We start from the raw sequence: 15921 nt of genomic DNA, 5'->3' as shown, positions 1-15921 counted from the left end.
GCGTCCTGTGCAGCGCCCACGACTGAGCTGAACACCTATCCCAGCAGCCGCCGCACTTGGTCGGCGGCCGCCAGCCCGGCCTCGATCGCTCCTTCGAAATAGCCCGGCCAGCGGCTGGCGCTTTCCGTGCCGGCCCACACCACCCGCTGGTGGGGCTGCTGCCAGATGTGGCCGTAGCTGGTCCAGGCACCTGGAGTGAGGAAACTGGTGAATGCTCCGCCAGTCCAGCTCTCGGCGTTCCAGTTGTGGAGCACCAGGTCGAGCGGTTCGGCGGCCGCGTCGCCCCACCAGGTCTGCAGGTCGGCCAGCACCGCCTGGCGCCGATGCGGCTCCGGCAGCCGCTGCCAGCGCACGGCCCGCTCGCCGGCGATAAAGCCGGCCAGCACGCCCGGCCCGCCTGGCGGGGAGCTGTCCACTGTGAGCTCCAGGGTGGGCAGGTTGCCGAGGCCCAGACCGTTGAGGCCCCGCTCGCGCCAGAACGGCCGCGGGTAGAGCGCCAGCACCTTCACCATCGAGCCCATCGGCGAGCGCTGCAGCAGACCACTCCACTGGGGCGGCAGGGCGGGGTCGTAGTGGATTGCCTGCCGCAGCGGCGGCGGGATGGCCACCACTACCGCCCCCGCCTGAATCACCGTGCCGTCGGCACAGCCCACCGACACGCCGCCGTCGTGCTGGCGGATCGACACCGCCGCCATCCGCAGCTCGATCAGGTCAGCCAGCTCAGCGGCCAGACGCTCGCTCACCTGGGCGATGCCCCCCTCCACCAGCCAGGCCTCAGGCGCTTGGTGCTGCGGTGCCACGGCCTGGGTCCAGGCCAGGTGCAGGATCGAGCTCTCGTGCGGCTCGAAGCCCCCGGAGCCGCCCATGCGCGTGAGCCAGGCCAGCGGGTAGCGGGCCAGATCCCCGGCACCCTGACACTCCAGCCAATGGCTGACACTGATCCGATCGAGAGCGTCTGCACCCGGGGTGTCCCAGGGCGCCTGCGGCGGCACCTGCTCCACCAGTTGCTGGAAACGCCGCTGCACGGTCAGGGCCTCCTCCAGCTCCGCGGCCGGGAGGCCCAGCTCTCCCGGCCGGAAGAACAGCATGCTGGCGGCGAAGTCGTGCTCCACGCCGGCTCGGTGGAGCACCCCGTTCCAGTGGAACAACCCCTCGCCGTCATAGGGGGTGGGGAAGCGGCGCAGGCCGAACTCGTCCAGCAGCGCCAGCAGCCGGTGGTGGCTGGCCCCCACCCACTGGCCGCCGAGATCCACCGGGATACCAGCGGCGCTGGTGCGTCGATGCATCCGCCCGCCCCAGCGCTCGCGTGCCTCCAGCAGCCGCACTCGCAGACCCACGCCGCGCAGCACCCGGGCAGAGATCAGGCCGGAGAGACCCGCCCCCACCACGACCACGTCAAGGCCACTGGGATGGCCGTCGCGGTTCTGGATCATGGTGCTCATGGGGGAGTGGGGGGGCAGATCTGGAGAGGCGAACAGGGTCACCCCTCGGTGCCGCCCGTTGCGCTGGAGTCTGTTTCGCCTACAGGCACCGGCAACACTGGCCCCGTGATCGCTCTGCAGGTCTTGCTTCGCCGCACCGTCGGCTGGTGAACCTGAGGATCCAGGGTGACACTGTTTTCCTGCCATGCATCGGTTGGGCCAGCGTGGCCTTCGCGTCCCGCTCCCCATGGCTGGTGGCGTTATCGCGGCAGTAATAGGCGGGTCCACATTGAGACCGGCTTCTTGCAGTGCTTGCTGATCATCCGTAGTGTCCTGGCGATCCCCCTGCCGGGGCGCACAGAAAGGGGTCAGGTGCGTGACGCGGTGGACTGTGAGTGCAGGCTCTTAGTGAGTGCTTCCTGAGCGTCATTTCGAATTGGAGAGCAGTGCCGCAGCTCGGACAATATTGCCCTGGGCATACGCGAGATGATGGCCATGATTCCGGAAGGAAACAGGCTACGATTTGCCCCTCTCTGCCACCCGAAGGCCTTGGCGGCGCATCGTGTCCATGGATACTCCCATCCCTAGTCGCGAAGGATGAGCACCCAGTCTTCGCAGAACAGGAATGCCAATGCCGAATCGAGCAGACGGCAACGCATTCTTTCCTTCATCTTATCCGCTCAGCCAGTCTACATCGCCAAAGCCTGATCTCAGTGGTGCAGATTATCCCACTCCTTACGTGGCTATCCGATGGAAGATCCTCGCTATTGCTGCCCATCCTCGCTCTGCAGGATGCAAGACCTGTGCATCCACCTATGATCTCGATTCTCAGACTCTTGAAGTTATCTCTATGCCAGGTTATCTGACTTGGAATTTCGGCGAATGGCTTTGAGATCGCCAACCCTGGTATCTCCGGTGCGACACATCGAGATGACAAGGTGCTCACTGGAGGCAGCCCTCTTGCTGCAAACGCACTCGGGCAGCTTGCAGTCAGTGCATTGCCGAAAGAAGTCTACTACTAGCTCAATAAACAGAGAAGCTGTGGCTCGTTTCAGGCTACCCATGATCCCGATTCCTCCTACGCAGCAGCCACACCGGGCAACGTAGTTAACGCGGTACATTTTTTATGAGATCACTGCCCAAGCACACTGTTCACCGCAACCGCACAGCCCTTCAGATTGTTGTCGGCGTTGCGGTCAGCACGGCACCCATTCTTCATACTCTATCCGATGCAGTCGAGTGGTTTCAAGGAGGCTTTTCAACGAGTCAGCTCTGGCTCAGCTACATTGCATTCCTGGTGTTCTCCTGGCTCCTGCTGGGCATCGATGTGGTGCGCAAGAGGAGGCTAGGTCTTGCTGGTCTGATCGGTGCATTGCTCTATGGCGTGGCATTCACCTTCTTCGCGCACACCGCGCTGTACGCCTTGGCTGAACGCACGTCCACCTACGAGGCTCTCTGGCAGCGACTGGGGCCTGCGTACACCGTTCATGGCGCTTTGATGGTGATCGGCGGGCTGGTGTTTTCATGGTCCGCCCTGCGAGCAGGCTGGCTACCACGGTCCGCCATCGTGCTGTTCGCCTCCGGTCTCCTAGTCAATCTGATCCTTGCTCTGACACCCGCGCCTGGGATTCTTCAGACCATCGGCACAGCAATCCGCAATCTTGGCCTTGTGTGGATGGGTATCGCCATCCTGTTTCCCGATTTCAAAGTACAGGCCTGATCTTGTCAGCATGCCCATCTCCCATAGTTGGACCTACCTTGGCACCTGGGCAGTCATGTTGATGGTCTCAGTCGCCAACGGTGCGGTTCGTAATTTCACCTATGGCAAGCACATGAGTGAGCTTGCTGCACATCAACTCTCCACCGTCACCAGCGTGCTGTTGCTCGGGTCCGTGATGTGGATCTGCTTCAGGCTCTATCCACCGTCCTCTACCCAACAGGCCATCGTCATCGGCCTGGTGTGGGCGGCACTGACCGTAGGCTTCGAGTTTCTGTTCTTCCACGTAGTCGGTGGCCATACGTGGACTGAGCTGCTCGCAACCTACAACGTTCTTCAGGGGCGAGTCTGGGTCGTTGTCGTGTTCTGGCTTGCCTCTGCGCCGTCTCTCTTCTTTCGCCTCCGCTAACCCGGTTAATCATCTCTGCTGAATACCAGTTGCCAGCTGGCCATGCCGCTCCTCCATCAGCCTCGCCACCGGCTGGAACCCCCATGCTGACCCTCAGGTTTCAGGCGGCAGCGCCACAAGCGTGACCGAGCAGGCCTCCTGAATTTCCTGCCACCGCTCTGCGCTGATCCCCAGCTGCTGGGGCAGGTGCCGCAGCGGCACCCCCTGCCGAAGCAGCTTGCGGCCACTGGCATGTAGATCCCACCAGGAGGGCGGCACCTTGATGGCAAAGCCGTGATCGCGCAGGTGGCCTGCGTTGGATCAGGTCGGCGAGCTGTTGGGCGGCTCTGGATCCAGACGCAACACCGCAATCGGTGTCTGGGGCAGATGGAAGGCGCGGTCGTTGCTTAGAAGCGCATCACAGCCCCAGTGCGCAGCGGCTGCCAGATGGATCGCGTCCGCCGTCTGCAGGCGGATGGCGGCCCTCAGTTCAGCGGCACGCTCCATCACCTCCGGGTGCAGGGGTACGACCGTGCAGTCTGAGAAGAAGCTGCGGAAGGCGAGTAGGCGGATCTGATCGGCGCTGCGAAGTGGGCCCACCAGGCACTCCATGCGCACCAGATCGCTGATCACCCAGTCGGCATCCGCATGACGCTCGAGCTGCTGGAGAGTGCGACGCCTCAGATCCTCAGCCCCATCAAGGGCATAGAGGCACGCAGGAATCGAGGCAGAGCCGCATCTCTCACCGCCAGGAGGCCCGCTCACGCTCCAGCTCCGAGTCGATCTGCTCTCGGCTCAGGCCCTCGGCAGCGGGAATAGCGGCCTGGAGGTCGAGCAGTTTGGCCAGCAGCCGACGTCCCGTTGGTGCGGCCTCGGCCGCTGGCGTGATTGCCACGGTGACGCGACCGGTGGGAGACCCGGCAGGCAGCTGCAGGGTGAGGTCCTCCTTGATCTCTGCCGTGAAGGAGAAGCAACCCATGGATCAGGCCTGGATGGAACCACGTTAGGAAGCGCTTCCGCTTCCGGCCGCAAGGGTGCTCTGGCCTGGTGATCGCCCACCAGTCTCGATCGGGCTCCGCTCCGGTCCCACCCATGACCAGATGCGCTGAGGGCCATGGCCGCCTCAGGTCTCAGGCGGCAGGGCCACAAGCGTGACCGAGCAGGCCTCCTGAATTTCCTGCCACCGTTCAGGCGTGATGCCAAGGCGCTGCGGCAGCTGCCCTGGCGGCACCCCTTGGCGCAGCAGCTTGCGGCTGCTGGCGTGGAGATCCCGCCAGCTGAGCGGCACCTTGATGGCAAAGCCCGAATCGCGCAGGTAGTGGATGATCTCGCCGTTGGCGTAGGTGCGGGCGTAGGGCCGGAACGGCCGCCCGCCTGATGGCTTGAAGCGCTCGGCGGCCTTGAGCAGCCCGATGATCGCCACCTGCCGCAGGTCCTCGAAGGGATGGATGGTGCGGCGGGCGAAGTTGCCGGCGATCGCATCGGCCAGGTCCAGGTGCTGCAGCGCCAGGGCGTGGGCCGCGGCGCGGGGATGGGGCGTGCGACAACGCCGGCGGCCGGCACCAGTCGGGGTGGCCGGGGCCGTCGGGACATGCGCCGCCGTGAGCTGTCCCGTTGAGTTCGTCTCTGGGGCCTTTGCTTCCGGCGGGTCTGCCAGCGGGGCCGGGGTGTGGAAGAGCAAGAGCTGCTGCATCGGCTCACCTCGACAGCAGCAGCGGCACCGGCGCGTCCTTGACGCCGAGGCCCTTCCAGTAGCGCTCCTCCAGCCACAGGGCGCCGTGGCAGAAGGCATCGGTCAGGTCCTTGCTGCCCTTGGGGAAACGGGGCAGCTCCTCGCTCAGCGGCTCGGCGCGGTGATGGAAGCCAACCTGCCCCGCCTCGAGCAGCGGTGCGGTGGCGTGTGCGCGGAGCTCCTTGCTGCCCCGCGGCGGGATCGGCAGCAGGCCGCGGATCTTGCGGCGCAGAACCTGCAGCACGGCCGGGCCATTGGCCGCGTCCTCCACCAGCACCGCATGGGGCCGCAGGCCCTGCTGCTGCAGCGCGGCGCAGGCCGCGAGCAGGAAGTGGACGGTGCCAGGCAGGCCCAGGCGCTTGCGCACCGCCCAGAGCACCTCGATCTCCAGCCTCTGCGGTTGTCCAGGCTCTGGGGCCAGCAGGCCCATCAGCACAAAGCCGCAGTAGCAGCTGACCTCCTCGTCCTTGAAGGTGAGGTCACAGGAGAGCACCAGCGGGGCGTAGCGGCGCTTCCCCTTGCGCTGGAAGCGCCCACGCAACCAGGCCCGCTGGAAGATGCCGCCAGTGGCCGGTGCCGGCCGCTGCTGATAGAGCGCCGACCACCAGAAGGCACCGGTGCGGGAACGGATCTTGAGCAGCTCCTGCAGCGGGAAGCGCTCCGGGCAGAGCGGCTCGCCGGGGATGCGCCAGTCCGGCTCCACGGTGACCGTGGGTGGGTAGGTGGGCCGGTCGGCCGGATGCTCGGCGATGGCCGGCAAGTCGAGCACATGCCAGTGCTGCGGCGCCTCCTCCAGCTCCTGAGCCAGCAGCCAGCCGACCATGTCCTCCTCGTCCCAGCGGGTGAGCACGATCACCTGGGCCGAGAGGTTGCGCTGCAGTGCCCCCTCGCCGGCATCGACGTAGGAGGGCTCAGCCCGGAGGAACCAGACGGACTTGAGCCACTCGACAATCCGCGAACGGACGCTGGGAGAGCCAGCGTCGTGGGGACCCTTGTAGGGGTCGTCGATGATCCCGAGGCTGTAGCCCTTGCCGTTGAAGGGGCCATCCACGCCAGCGGCGATGCAGCCGCCGCGCAGGGGGGTGAGCCAGTTGCCGACGGCCGCCGAGTCCTTGCTCAGCGGATTGCCGTTGGCGCGGTAGAAGTGCCGCGCCTCGCGGGAGTGGGCGTAGGCCAGCTCACCGCTGTAGCTCGCCACCGCCGCGAACAGGTGCGGGTGGCGGTACACCCAGTAGGCCAGAAAGAGCTTGGAGATCAGGAGGCTTTTCCCAAGCCGCGGCGGGCAGGTGACGATCAGACGCGAGAGGTGGCCATCGGCGATCTGCTGCAGCAGGGCGATCAGCACCAGCGCCCAGCGGTGGAAGCCATAGGTGGGCATCGCCTCGGCGATGAACTGCCGCAGGGTCAACGGCGCGGTGCTGCCGGCATCGAGGGAGGGATCGCAGAAGCCGAGAACGCCGCAGTCACCCCAGGGATCGCCGTGGACCGGAGAGCCGAGCACGCCAGCTGGAGCACAAAGCGCCAGAGGCGGGGCGAGCAACGCCGGCCGGGCAGGGGCGAGCGTCAGGTGGCGCTCGGCGGCTTGACAGGAGCGCGGAGCATCCCGGTGATCTCGGCCAGCACCCGGTGAGCACCAACGGCAGCAGAGAACTGCTCGGCATCAGCAGCACGACGCGCCACGTCCTGCAGCGCGAAGATCGCCTCGGCCTGGTGAACCAGCCGGTCCTCGACCAGCTCCTCGACCATGCGCGCACGGGCGACGCGCAGGTACTTCTTGAGGGTGCAGTAGGAACCCATGCCCCAGAGCAGGGCCGCCTGGTCCCGGATGTGGCTGGCGCTCTGGCGCTGGGCCAGCCTGCAGATCGGCTGTGAGCTCACCAATCACGCGGCCTATCTCCAGAGCTGGATCTGGGTGCTGCGCGAGTCCCCGAAGGTGATCCTGCAGGTCGTCAGCGAGGCGCGGCAGCCGCTCAGAGCGAGCCGGTCGCCGCCTGGGGGCCAGTGCGCACGGCTGCGCGGGCAAGCGGGCCAGCCGATGCCGCGCAGCCGTGAGCTGGGATTGCAGCAGCTGGCGCTCGCCGCGGCTGCGCGCCGCAGGGGCGAGACGGCGGGGGCGGAAGGGCCATTCGCAGGGAGGCCCTGCGCTGCAGGGTCAGGCCAGCAGCAGCCGGCCCAGATCCCTTGCCGGAGGCAGGGCGGGATCGGCCTGGGGCCAGAGCACCCAGTAGCAGGGACCTGCGTCAAACCCGATGGTCTGCGGACGCTGGAGTGGGGGGTCAGCTGCCGCTTGGCGGTGAGGGGCACTGCTGCCATGCAACGCCTGTACGGCGATCTCCCTCACCCCAGGACCTGGTGATCGTGGCGGGCCCCTTCAGGGCTGAGCGCATGCGGCACTCAGCCGGTGGTCACCCCCGGCCGCTGGAACAGGCCGTTGAGGTAGTGCTGCACCACCGCCGGCTCCTTGCTGCCCTGCTGGAACAGAAATCCCGCCACCGCCGACTGCATCAGCCGGTACTGGTCCCATTCCGGATGGGCCGCGATGAAATGCCGCATGGCGTCATACAGATCCTCCGGGAACTGGTTTTCCACACTCACGTGCGGGGCCATCGCATCCGGAATCGCCGTCATTCAGTCGCTCTCACCTGCCCCACCATCAGCCCACAACGCCGGCCCTGCCGTCAACGCGCGGTCTGGCCATGAGATCAGGGCAGATCACGACGGGATTCACTGCAGCGCAGCCGATCTGGAGCTCCTCGGCGCTGGGGCGGTAGCGACCGCCACGGTTCTCACGGGACTGTCAAGCGCTATCGGTTTTCCCCGCTACAGGCCCAGGTTCGCGGCGGGGTGATGGGTCTTGCCTGAGGCGCCTGGGGACAACCTGTGGAAAACGTCCGCCCGGCCGTGGAGCGATGGCCTCTTCAGGGGTGCTGATCAGTCGCAGCCCGCAGCTAGGTATTCATGATCACAACCCACCGCTCCAGCCCTGGCGCGGTGACGGATCGGGCCGTCGCGACCGCAGCGGAACAGCACCCCTGATCCCGGTGCCGCCGCCTGCAGGCCGGCCAGCAACCGCTCGCGGCTGCGCACCAGCACCTCCGCCGCCATGGCCCGATGGCCCGTCGTCAGGGCGATGGAGGCGTTGCGGTTGTCGAACCAGAGAACGTGCCCCCCAGCTCACTGACCTGCCGGGTGATGGCGACCCGGCACCAGAAGGTGACCGGGAATTCTGGAAGGCCTCGTCCAGTCCAGGGGGCCAGGAATGGATGTCTTCACCGGCTCTGGCCCGTCTGGGTCGCTTCTCGGTGGCCGTCGCCCAAGACACCGACAGACCCAGCGCCCTCTGCTAGTACAGGTGTACGCACGGAGAAGGGTGATGGGCAGCCGATTGCGACGAGCCGCCGGGGACGGCGCCGGGACGCTGGATCAGCCCGTTGAGGAGTGGCCCTTCCTCGATCAGCAGGTGCTGGTGCCCAGCCGCAGCCGCAAGGTCTGCATGACCTGCCACTGGTTCAGGCACCACAGCGGCGTCAACTGCATCCCCCTGCTCACTTGCCAGCTTCACCAAGGCCTGTTGGCCCAGGGTGAGCACCTGGTGGCGCGCTGCCAGGGCTGGACCGACGACATGGCCCAGCAGCGGGGCTGGGCGCCGGAAGCGGGCTGAGCCGCTGGACCCGCCACAACCAGGTACTGGAGGTGGCCAGCGGCGAGTTGCTGCCCCAGTGGGCGCCGCCAACCTCCCGTTCACTGGGGTGATCAGAATCGGGTGCATGGATCTCCATGCCGACCTCAGCCAGCGCGCGCTGCTCGACACCAACACCCTGGCCTGGATGCCCTCGCCGATGGCGGGTGTGGAGCGGCGCATGCTGGATCGGCGGGGCGGCGAGGTGGCCCGTGCCACCTCAATCGTGCGCTATGCCCCCGGCAGTCGCTTTGAGCGCCATGTCCATGGCGGCGGCGAGGAGATCCTGGTTCTGGAGGGCACGTTCTCCGATGAGCAGGGCCACTATCCCGTCGGCACCTACCTGCGCAATCCCGTCGGCTCCAGCCACGCACCCTTCAGCGAGCAGGGCTGCACGATCCTGGTGAAGTTGCAACAGATGCACCCGGCCGATCAGGAACTGCTGGTGATCGACACCCACCGCAGCAGCTGGGTTCCTGGTTTGGTGGACGGTCTGGAGGTGATGCCGTTGCACGCCTTTGGATCCGAACATGTGGCCCTGGTGCGCTGGGCTCCAGGCACGCGGTTTCAGCCGCACGCCCACCCGGGCGGGGAAGAGATCCTGGTGCTGGATGGCGTGTTTCAGGACGAGCTGGGCAGCTATCCCACCGGCAGCTGGCTGCGCAATCCGCCCGGCAGTGTGCACCGGCCCTGGAGTGAGGCTGGCTGCACGATCTGGGTCAAGACCGGCCATCTGCCGGCCAGCCTCGGGCCCGATGGCTCACAAGCGTGAGTGTGGCGTCTGCCGTGGGCACACCTGCAGAACAACCTGGCCTTCCTCCAGTTGGAGAGGGGCTGAGCTGGATGCCCCATCCGCCGGCGGACATCAGCCTTGACGGCCTCGCTGTAAGCACGCATCGATCAGATCCATCAGGCCCCCTGGTGGTTGAAACAGACGGGATGGAGAGGCGTCAACGTTCCTGGCAGAGGGGGATACCGGGAACGGATCTGGTAGTTGCCATTGATCTGGCCCAGTCAGCTGTCGCCGCATCGGGAGGCGCTGAAGTCGGCCATCGGCACAGCCATGGGTGGCGGGGGCCGCTTCGGGCACTTCTTCGGAGAACAACGCCGTGCGGGCCCTTGGTGCCGTCCTCGCGGCGGACATTGGGACTGGTGGCAGTGAGGCGACGGATCAGGCCGATACTGCGCACCTCGGACTGGCGTGATGAGCCTTGATTTGAGAGGACAGCGGCGATGAAGAGCAATGCAATTGCCCATCTGGCATGACCCCCACCACTCCCCGTTCCCGCTGCGGCATCTGTCGCCTTCACGACGATGCCGCCAACGTCGCCGCCTACGAGATCGCCCGTACGGATCTCTGGCTCCTGCGGCACCATCCAGACCCAGCCCCACTGGCCGGCTGGCTGTTGCTGGATGCTCGCCGCCACCTGTCCGGCCCGCTGGCCTTCAGCGACCGGGAGGCACTGAGCTGGGGCCAGGCCGTTCGGCACGCCAGCCAGCTGGTGCAGCAGCTCACCGGTTGCGATCGGGTGTATGCCATCGCCTTTGGAGAAGGGGCCCCGCACCTGCATCTGCACCTCATCCCCCGCCAGGGCTCAGACCCACACACGGCTGCCTGGAGCGTGGCCGACCTCTACCGGGCCTTGGCCGAGGGCAAGAGGCAGGCGGCCGATCCGCAGCTTGTGCGTGACCTGGTGGCCCGCGGTCGGGAGCGGGTGGAGAGGCACCAGCTGGAGACGTCGGCCGAAACCATGAAAGGCACCGTCGAGCTTTCAGACAAGGAGATGGCCGAAATCCTCGATCTCACAGGCGAACGCAAGAAGGGCCCGCCATCCGTCGCCTGATGGAGGAGGCCACATAGCAGCGGCGCCGCGCCCTGATCGGCCAGCGGTTCCTCACTGGCCAGTGGGGCGTGGAGCTGCAGAGCGGCGAGGCCAAGCAAGAGCGTGAACGTCTGCGGGATCAGGCGATCGGAGCATGACCCTGCTGCTCGACACCAGCCACGAGGTCACCCGGGCCCAGTTCGCGGTACTGCCCTCGGCCGGAGGACGCTCGCCTGCTGGGGGCTAAAGTAGTCACAGCAGGAGGGAAAAACGTGGCAGAAGTAGTCGCAACTCAGGTGTCGGTGCGGGACCTCAAAACCCATCTCTCCGAGTGGCTTGCGCGCGCCCAGGCCGGCGAGGTGGTGGAAGTGACCTCCCACCGCAAGCCCATCGCCCGCATCACAGCCGTGAAGCGTTCGGATCCAAGCGGAACGAACGCGCTTCAGAAAGCCATCGAAGCGGGCGTTGTGAGCTGGAATGGCCAGAAACCCGTGATCCCTCCGCCCATCAAGCTGAACGACGGCGGACCACTAATCAGCGACATCGTGATCGAAGATCGAGGCTAGATCCAGTGATCCTTTACTGCGACACCTCGGCTCTGCTCAAGTTATTTGTTGACGAGGCGGGCAGCGACAGGATGGTCAAAGCAGGCGATGTCTTTGAGGGCATCGCTGTGTGCCGCATCACCTGGGCCGAGTCGATGGCAGCTTTCGCCCAGCGCAGCCGTATCAAAGGAGCCAACCAGCCCGCGCTCGCCAAGGCCAGAGTTGCGTTGGAGCAGGCCTGGCAAAGCTTTGCGATCGCCGAAGTCACCCAGCCTCTCGTCGAGAAGGCCGGGATCTATGCCGAGGCCTTCGCCCTGCGGGGTTACGACAGCGTGCAGCTTGCAGCCGCCCACGAACTGCAGGCCAACACCGATCAGCCGCTCACCTTCGCTTGCTTTGACCGTCGGCTCAATCAGGCGGCCCAGCTGCTCCAGCTCGAGGTGTTGGCATAACCGCATCGCCAACGGCAACCAGCGAGATGGACCATCTCGACCAGCTCGGTGCCAAGGCCTTCGATGCCACACCGATTCCCGCCATCAGCGGCTCGCTGAACTGCGCCTCCAGCTGGCCGATGAACTGGAGGGCGAGGCGTGATCTGAGTCCGCACCGCTGGGTGGGGCCAGCAGGGCCTGCCAAGGCACCACAACCTCCATAGTGGTCGGAAGTTTCGCGCGCTTGGTGCTCTTCTTTGGCGGTGATCTGCTCGAGATCAGCGAGCCCGAGCTGCTTGCCGCCCATCACCCCTATCCAGGACTTGAATGACATCCTCGCCTTGAATTACAGACGCACTGTCCCGTGAATCGCCTGAATTTGTCCAGGCTTTCCCTTAAGGACAGGATACCTGTCCAGCAACAACGGCAAGGCTCCATTCCTGCTGCAATCCCCGCGCTCAACTCCCCTGCAAAGACCCGCTGCGGTGAAGTCATGACTCGTTACGATCTTGAGATGCCCTGCGGCAACTCATGGATCTGCGGCCTTCACCTCAAGAAAGGGCTGGGAGCGGGCAACCAGAATTCGGTGCATGCCGACATGCCTAGGCTTGAATTGAAACGAAATGCCGCCCATGAATCCCATGCTTCATGACCGTTAAGGATGGAACAGATTGACTCAAGCGACGTCGCTTGAGTCCTCATCTGGCCTATGCCAAGATCAACTACTAAACTCCCAACACCATTGCTTTCGAAACCACCTCGAATCGCATTGACGCTGCAGCCAAAGACGCAGAAGGCAAGCTGGAATCGGCTTATGGAGCCCTGACTGGTGACACTGGCCATCAGATCAAAGGCAAAGCCAAGCAGGTCCACCGCCCATTAGTTTGCAGATGCCACAGATCAACTTGCGGCTGATTTCAGCTGAACCAGCCAGGCATCACATTCCTGCGCGGGATAGCGCCATCTGTGCGCCGTGAAGCCTTGGAAGGCTTGAGTGAATTTCTCATGTCATCAAGTCATATCGTCAGTTGGATCAACTCTCTGTGTTGGTACTTTGTCTTCGATTGAACAGGAGCAGGCAGACATCCACTTGGTCTGCGTGTAAGCCTGAGCAATAGGTACCAGCACTCGCGCTCCAATCCTCTTCTTTTGGGTGCAATGACCATGCGACCACAAATTTCGGCTATTCCATCACCCTTGATTGGCATGGCTTTGCCAATCTCTGTCCAATGTGTCAGCGAGGCTCAGCTGCGAACAGCAGATCTTGCACGGATGTAGGCTGATCAAAGGCGGCCTAGGCAAGTATTCCACTGCCAAGTGCATGCACAAAGGTAGTGGTGGCAGCTACATTGCGAGAGCGACTCCTCAGGGTTTTCAATTCCACGTCCGGGGTGACTCTCCAGGCTGGGACGAAAAGCAGAAGCCAGCCACTCAGAAGATGATCGTACTTGTGCTTGCTGATGGCATGCCATCACCGGTTGAATACACTGGCCCGGCTTGCATTCGCATGATGGCTTGAGTCGTTGCACGCCGTTGTTCGGGACCAGTGGCTGGATGGCGATGGGCATCCGAACTCCTGGTCAACACTGATCGTCAGACCGGAGAATGGCCGACACCTTCAGTTTATTTTGTAGTACACACGAAGAACCATGAACCGACAAAACAAGTACTGGTTGGCATCAATCTCCGCCATCGTTGTAGTTGTGGGTATTTTTGCCTATGTGAACCAGAAGCATCAGGCGCGACTGACGACCGAGGCCCAGACCCAGGCGATGCAGGATCTCGCTCAGCGTCAGGATCTGACCAATCAGCAGGATCTGGCTAGCCGCGAGGAGATGGGCCGACAGCTGAGTGAGTCGGCGCTGAGGAACGAACTGGATTCCGCCTCGCAACGGGAATCCACCCTCCAGGCACAGATCACTGCCATGGATGCGGCGAACCGGAACCGGGCTGAAGATGCCCAGCAACAGGCGAAGCGGCAGCAGGCGGAACGGGAACTGCAGGACCTCAGAACGCAGCGGGCACAGCTTCAGAAACAGGTGAACTGCGAGCGCATTCAGCTGTCAATGAATCAATTGACAGCCAAGGGGGACACCGATCAGGCCCTCAAGCTGCAGAAACAATGGAACCTGCCATGCCCCAATCTTCAAAGTGGCGGATGAAGATCTGAGGCGGGTTCAGGCTCTCGGGTGGGCGGAGAACCAAAGGGACATGGGGCCGCGAAATCAAACCAAACTCCAGAGATTCCCTAATGGAGCGAGGACAACGCCAACCAAGCGCCGCCACCGACCTGGCTCACGGGAGGATGGGGCCATGAGCATGCGGCCTGTTGGAGTGAGCCCCCGATGAAGTTCAAGGACTACTACGAGAGCCTCGGCATTGAGCGGGGCGCGAGCGAGGAGGAGATCAAGAAGGCCTATCGGCGCCTGGCTCGCCTGTACCACCCCGACATCTCCAAGGAGGAGGGAGCAGAGGCGCGCTTCAAGGAGATCAGCGAGGCCTACCAGACCCTCTCCGATCCGGAAAAGCGCCAGGCCTACGACGACCTGGGTCGCCATCGTGCCGGCGAGGAGTTCCGTCCGTCCCCGGAGTGGGACTCCCGCTTCTGGCAGGACCAACCTCACCAGGAGGTGGACCTCTCCGACCTGTTTGAGCAGATGGGGTTCCGCGCCTCCCAGCGGCGCAGCCAGTCGGGTGGTGTGGACTTCCCCATCCGCGGCCACGACGTGGAGGCCATCGCCCAGCTCAGCCTCGACGAGGTGTGCCACGGCACCCAGGTGACCCTGGAGCGAACGGGCGGCAACGTGCGCATCCGCGTGCCCAAAGGGGTGGTGGACGGAGAGCGGCTGCGCATCCCCGGGCGCGGCGGCCATGGCAGCGGCGGTGGCGCGGATGGGGATGTGTACCTCCACATTCAGCTGCTGCCCCATCCCCTGTTCAGGCCGGTCGGCCACGACCTCTATGTGGAGCTGCCGCTGAGCCCCTGGGAGGCGGTCCTGGGTGCCCAGATCGAGATTCCAACCCTCGATGGCCGCGTTCAGGTCACGGTGAGGCCGGGTTCGCAGGGGGGCCAGAAACTGAGGCTGGCCGGCAAGGGCCTGCCCCATCGGGGCGAGGGTGCGGGGGATCTCTATGGCGTGTTGCAGATCGTGGTTCCCAAGGAGATCAACGAGCGTGAACAGGAGCTCTATCGTGAGTTGGCGACGGCGTCCTCCTTCCAGCCCCGCCCGCAGTTCACCGGAGGGACGATCCATGGCTGACGATCTCCTCAACCCTGTGGACGGCGAGACCCTGGTGGAGTCGGCGGAACTGCTGGCGGCCTCGGGACTGGCCCATGAGGAACTGGTGGAGCTGGTGGAGTTCGGCGTCTTTGAAACCAACCAGGGAGACGCAGGCTGGAGCTTCCACTCCCGGGTGATCCACCAGGCACGTCGCGTGGTGAAGCTGCGGGACGCCTTCGGGCTCAATCCACCGGGGATGGCCCTGGCCCTCACCTACCTGGAGAAAATCGAGGCACTGGAGCAGCGGCTGCGGGAACTGGAGTGTCTGTTGCCCCGATGAGGCCCAAACGGCCGTTGCCATGGAGGCTTCAGATCAAGCCCGATGGTCTGCGGGCGCTGCAGTGGGGCGTCAGCTGCCGGCGATGGTGGTGTGTGCCCTTTGAACGGGCCGCTCGAAGCGGTGTCGCTGCGCCGCCAGGCACCTGCAGACCTGTGAGCGGCTTGCGGCCGAGATCGATGCCTGGCAAGGACTGGAGAGTCAGGCGAGCGTCGTGAGTCGGCTGCGGGAGTCCTTTGGCCGCAGCTGGTGCTGCTCAGCGCTTCTCGCTCAAAGACCGTACCGAAAGATGGCAGCAACGGGAGATTCGTCCGGCAGATCCTCCTGCCTCACTGCCATGACCTCACCGCCGGAGAGCAGCACCCGCCGGGCGATCTCGTCGAGGATGCCGTAGCTGTTGGCACCAGCGGCCGGCGCCTCCTCGATGCGTCCGTCCGTCTCGTCGAGGCGGCCGTCCATCACCCGATCCATGTCCACCAGCAGACTCTGCACGGCCTCGAAAGCGGCGTCCCATGGAGTGGTGTAACTCGGGAGGATCAGCCCCGGCTACGCCGGGGCTGACGGCTCGCCTCCCTCAGATCTCAGCTGTGGCAATGGGTGGGCCGGTCTGTGACCCTGTTCGGAGCA

20 protein-coding genes and 1 pseudogene are annotated in these 15921 nt (G+C 64.8%); 12 read left to right on the top strand and 9 right to left on the bottom strand.

The window, feature by feature from the left end; translation table 11 throughout:
- Positions 1–35 precede the first annotated feature (35 nt).
- Positions 36–1442 carry an FAD-dependent oxidoreductase gene (locus tag KBY96_RS15580; RefSeq protein ID WP_254980460.1) on the bottom strand — a complete coding sequence of 469 codons (1407 nt, stop codon included), beginning with the start codon at positions 1440–1442 and terminating at the stop codon, positions 36–38.
- 1105 nt (positions 1443–2547) lie between these two features.
- On the opposite strand from KBY96_RS15580, the gene KBY96_RS15575 reads away from it, so the two are divergent.
- Together KBY96_RS15575 and KBY96_RS15570 are read left to right on the top strand one after the other, a co-directional pair.
- Entirely contained in the window at positions 2548–3141 is a 594-nt protein-coding gene (locus KBY96_RS15575) for a hypothetical protein (RefSeq protein WP_254980459.1), read from the top strand.
- Between the two features lie 10 nt (positions 3142–3151).
- A complete protein-coding gene (locus tag KBY96_RS15570) occupies positions 3152–3547 on the top strand; it encodes a hypothetical protein (protein WP_254980458.1) in 396 nt (131 codons plus the stop codon).
- A 300-nt stretch (positions 3548–3847) separates the two neighbouring features.
- On the opposite strand, the gene KBY96_RS15565 is transcribed toward KBY96_RS15570, so the two are convergent.
- The 7 genes from KBY96_RS15565 to KBY96_RS15535 all read right to left on the bottom strand — a co-directional run bounded on the left by KBY96_RS15565 (position 3848) and on the right by KBY96_RS15535 (position 8363).
- Positions 3848–4291, bottom strand: coding sequence for a PIN domain-containing protein (locus KBY96_RS15565; protein WP_254980457.1), 444 nt, complete (start codon positions 4289–4291; stop codon positions 3848–3850).
- Positions 4269–4505: a hypothetical protein gene (locus tag KBY96_RS15560; RefSeq protein WP_254980456.1), complete on the bottom strand. Its 237-nt coding sequence runs from the start codon at positions 4503–4505 to the stop codon at positions 4269–4271. Before KBY96_RS15560 ends, KBY96_RS15565 begins: the two co-directional genes overlap by 23 nt.
- A 144-nt stretch (positions 4506–4649) precedes the next feature.
- Positions 4650–5219 carry a sigma-70 family RNA polymerase sigma factor gene (locus KBY96_RS15555; RefSeq protein WP_254980455.1) on the bottom strand — a complete coding sequence of 190 codons (570 nt, stop codon included), beginning with the start codon at positions 5217–5219 and terminating at the stop codon, positions 4650–4652.
- A gap of 4 nt (positions 5220–5223) precedes the next feature.
- Positions 5224–6759: a terminase gene (locus KBY96_RS15550; RefSeq protein WP_254980454.1), complete on the bottom strand. Its 1536-nt coding sequence runs from the start codon at positions 6757–6759 to the stop codon at positions 5224–5226.
- 62 nt (positions 6760–6821) lie between these two features.
- The gene (locus KBY96_RS15545; protein ID WP_254980453.1) at positions 6822–7055 is read right to left on the bottom strand and encodes a hypothetical protein; all 234 of its coding nucleotides are present in this window, start codon (positions 7053–7055) and stop codon (positions 6822–6824) included.
- 597 nt (positions 7056–7652) lie between these two features.
- A complete protein-coding gene (locus tag KBY96_RS15540) occupies positions 7653–7886 on the bottom strand; it encodes a DUF2811 domain-containing protein (protein ID WP_254980452.1) in 234 nt (77 codons plus the stop codon).
- 303 nt (positions 7887–8189) lie between these two features.
- Complete coding sequence (locus KBY96_RS15535; RefSeq protein ID WP_254980451.1) at positions 8190–8363, bottom strand: hypothetical protein; 174 nt, start codon at positions 8361–8363, stop codon at positions 8190–8192.
- Positions 8364–8643: 280 nt separating this feature from the next.
- Between KBY96_RS15535 and KBY96_RS15530 the strand changes: the two genes are divergently transcribed.
- The 10 genes and pseudogenes from KBY96_RS15530 to KBY96_RS16605 all read left to right on the top strand — a co-directional run.
- Positions 8644–8919, top strand: coding sequence for a galactose oxidase (locus tag KBY96_RS15530; protein WP_254980450.1), 276 nt, complete (start codon positions 8644–8646; stop codon positions 8917–8919).
- A 106-nt stretch (positions 8920–9025) separates the two neighbouring features.
- Entirely contained in the window at positions 9026–9709 is a 684-nt protein-coding gene (locus tag KBY96_RS15525; protein WP_254980449.1) for a cupin domain-containing protein, read from the top strand.
- Between the two features lie 490 nt (positions 9710–10199).
- Positions 10200–10781 (top strand): diadenosine tetraphosphate hydrolase, encoded by a 582-nt coding sequence (locus KBY96_RS15520; protein ID WP_315859504.1) that lies wholly within the window; start codon positions 10200–10202, stop codon positions 10779–10781.
- 275 nt (positions 10782–11056) lie between these two features.
- Complete coding sequence (locus KBY96_RS15515) at positions 11057–11326, top strand: type II toxin-antitoxin system Phd/YefM family antitoxin (protein ID WP_254980448.1); 270 nt, start codon at positions 11057–11059, stop codon at positions 11324–11326.
- Positions 11327–11331: 5 nt separating this feature from the next.
- Positions 11332–11757: a type II toxin-antitoxin system VapC family toxin gene (locus KBY96_RS15510; RefSeq protein WP_254980447.1), complete on the top strand. Its 426-nt coding sequence runs from the start codon at positions 11332–11334 to the stop codon at positions 11755–11757.
- 343 nt (positions 11758–12100) lie between these two features.
- Positions 12101–12388: a hypothetical protein gene (locus KBY96_RS15505; protein ID WP_254980446.1), complete on the top strand. Its 288-nt coding sequence runs from the start codon at positions 12101–12103 to the stop codon at positions 12386–12388.
- Positions 12389–13385: 997 nt separating this feature from the next.
- Entirely contained in the window at positions 13386–13898 is a 513-nt protein-coding gene (locus tag KBY96_RS15500; protein WP_254980445.1) for a hypothetical protein, read from the top strand.
- Positions 13899–14081: 183 nt separating this feature from the next.
- Entirely contained in the window at positions 14082–14996 is a 915-nt protein-coding gene (locus KBY96_RS15495; protein WP_254980444.1) for a DnaJ C-terminal domain-containing protein, read from the top strand.
- Entirely contained in the window at positions 14989–15297 is a 309-nt protein-coding gene (locus KBY96_RS15490) for a chaperone modulator CbpM (protein ID WP_254980443.1), read from the top strand. The genes KBY96_RS15495 and KBY96_RS15490 overlap by 8 nt, the downstream gene beginning before the upstream one ends.
- A gap of 118 nt (positions 15298–15415) precedes the next feature.
- A pseudogene (locus KBY96_RS16605) lies at positions 15416–15526 on the top strand (hypothetical protein); the annotation flags it as partial.
- Between the two features lie 38 nt (positions 15527–15564).
- Here KBY96_RS16605 and KBY96_RS15485 read toward each other — a convergent pair.
- On the bottom strand, positions 15565–15786 hold the full coding sequence (locus tag KBY96_RS15485) for a hypothetical protein (RefSeq protein WP_254980442.1): 222 nt from the start codon (positions 15784–15786) through the stop codon (positions 15565–15567).
- Positions 15787–15921: the final 135 nt, after the last annotated feature.

This window comes from Cyanobium sp. ATX 6A2, assembly GCF_024346355.1.
In the GTDB taxonomy this organism is placed as follows: domain Bacteria; phylum Cyanobacteriota; class Cyanobacteriia; order PCC-6307; family Cyanobiaceae; genus NIES-981.
This window is presented reverse-complemented; position numbering and strand designations above follow the sequence as displayed.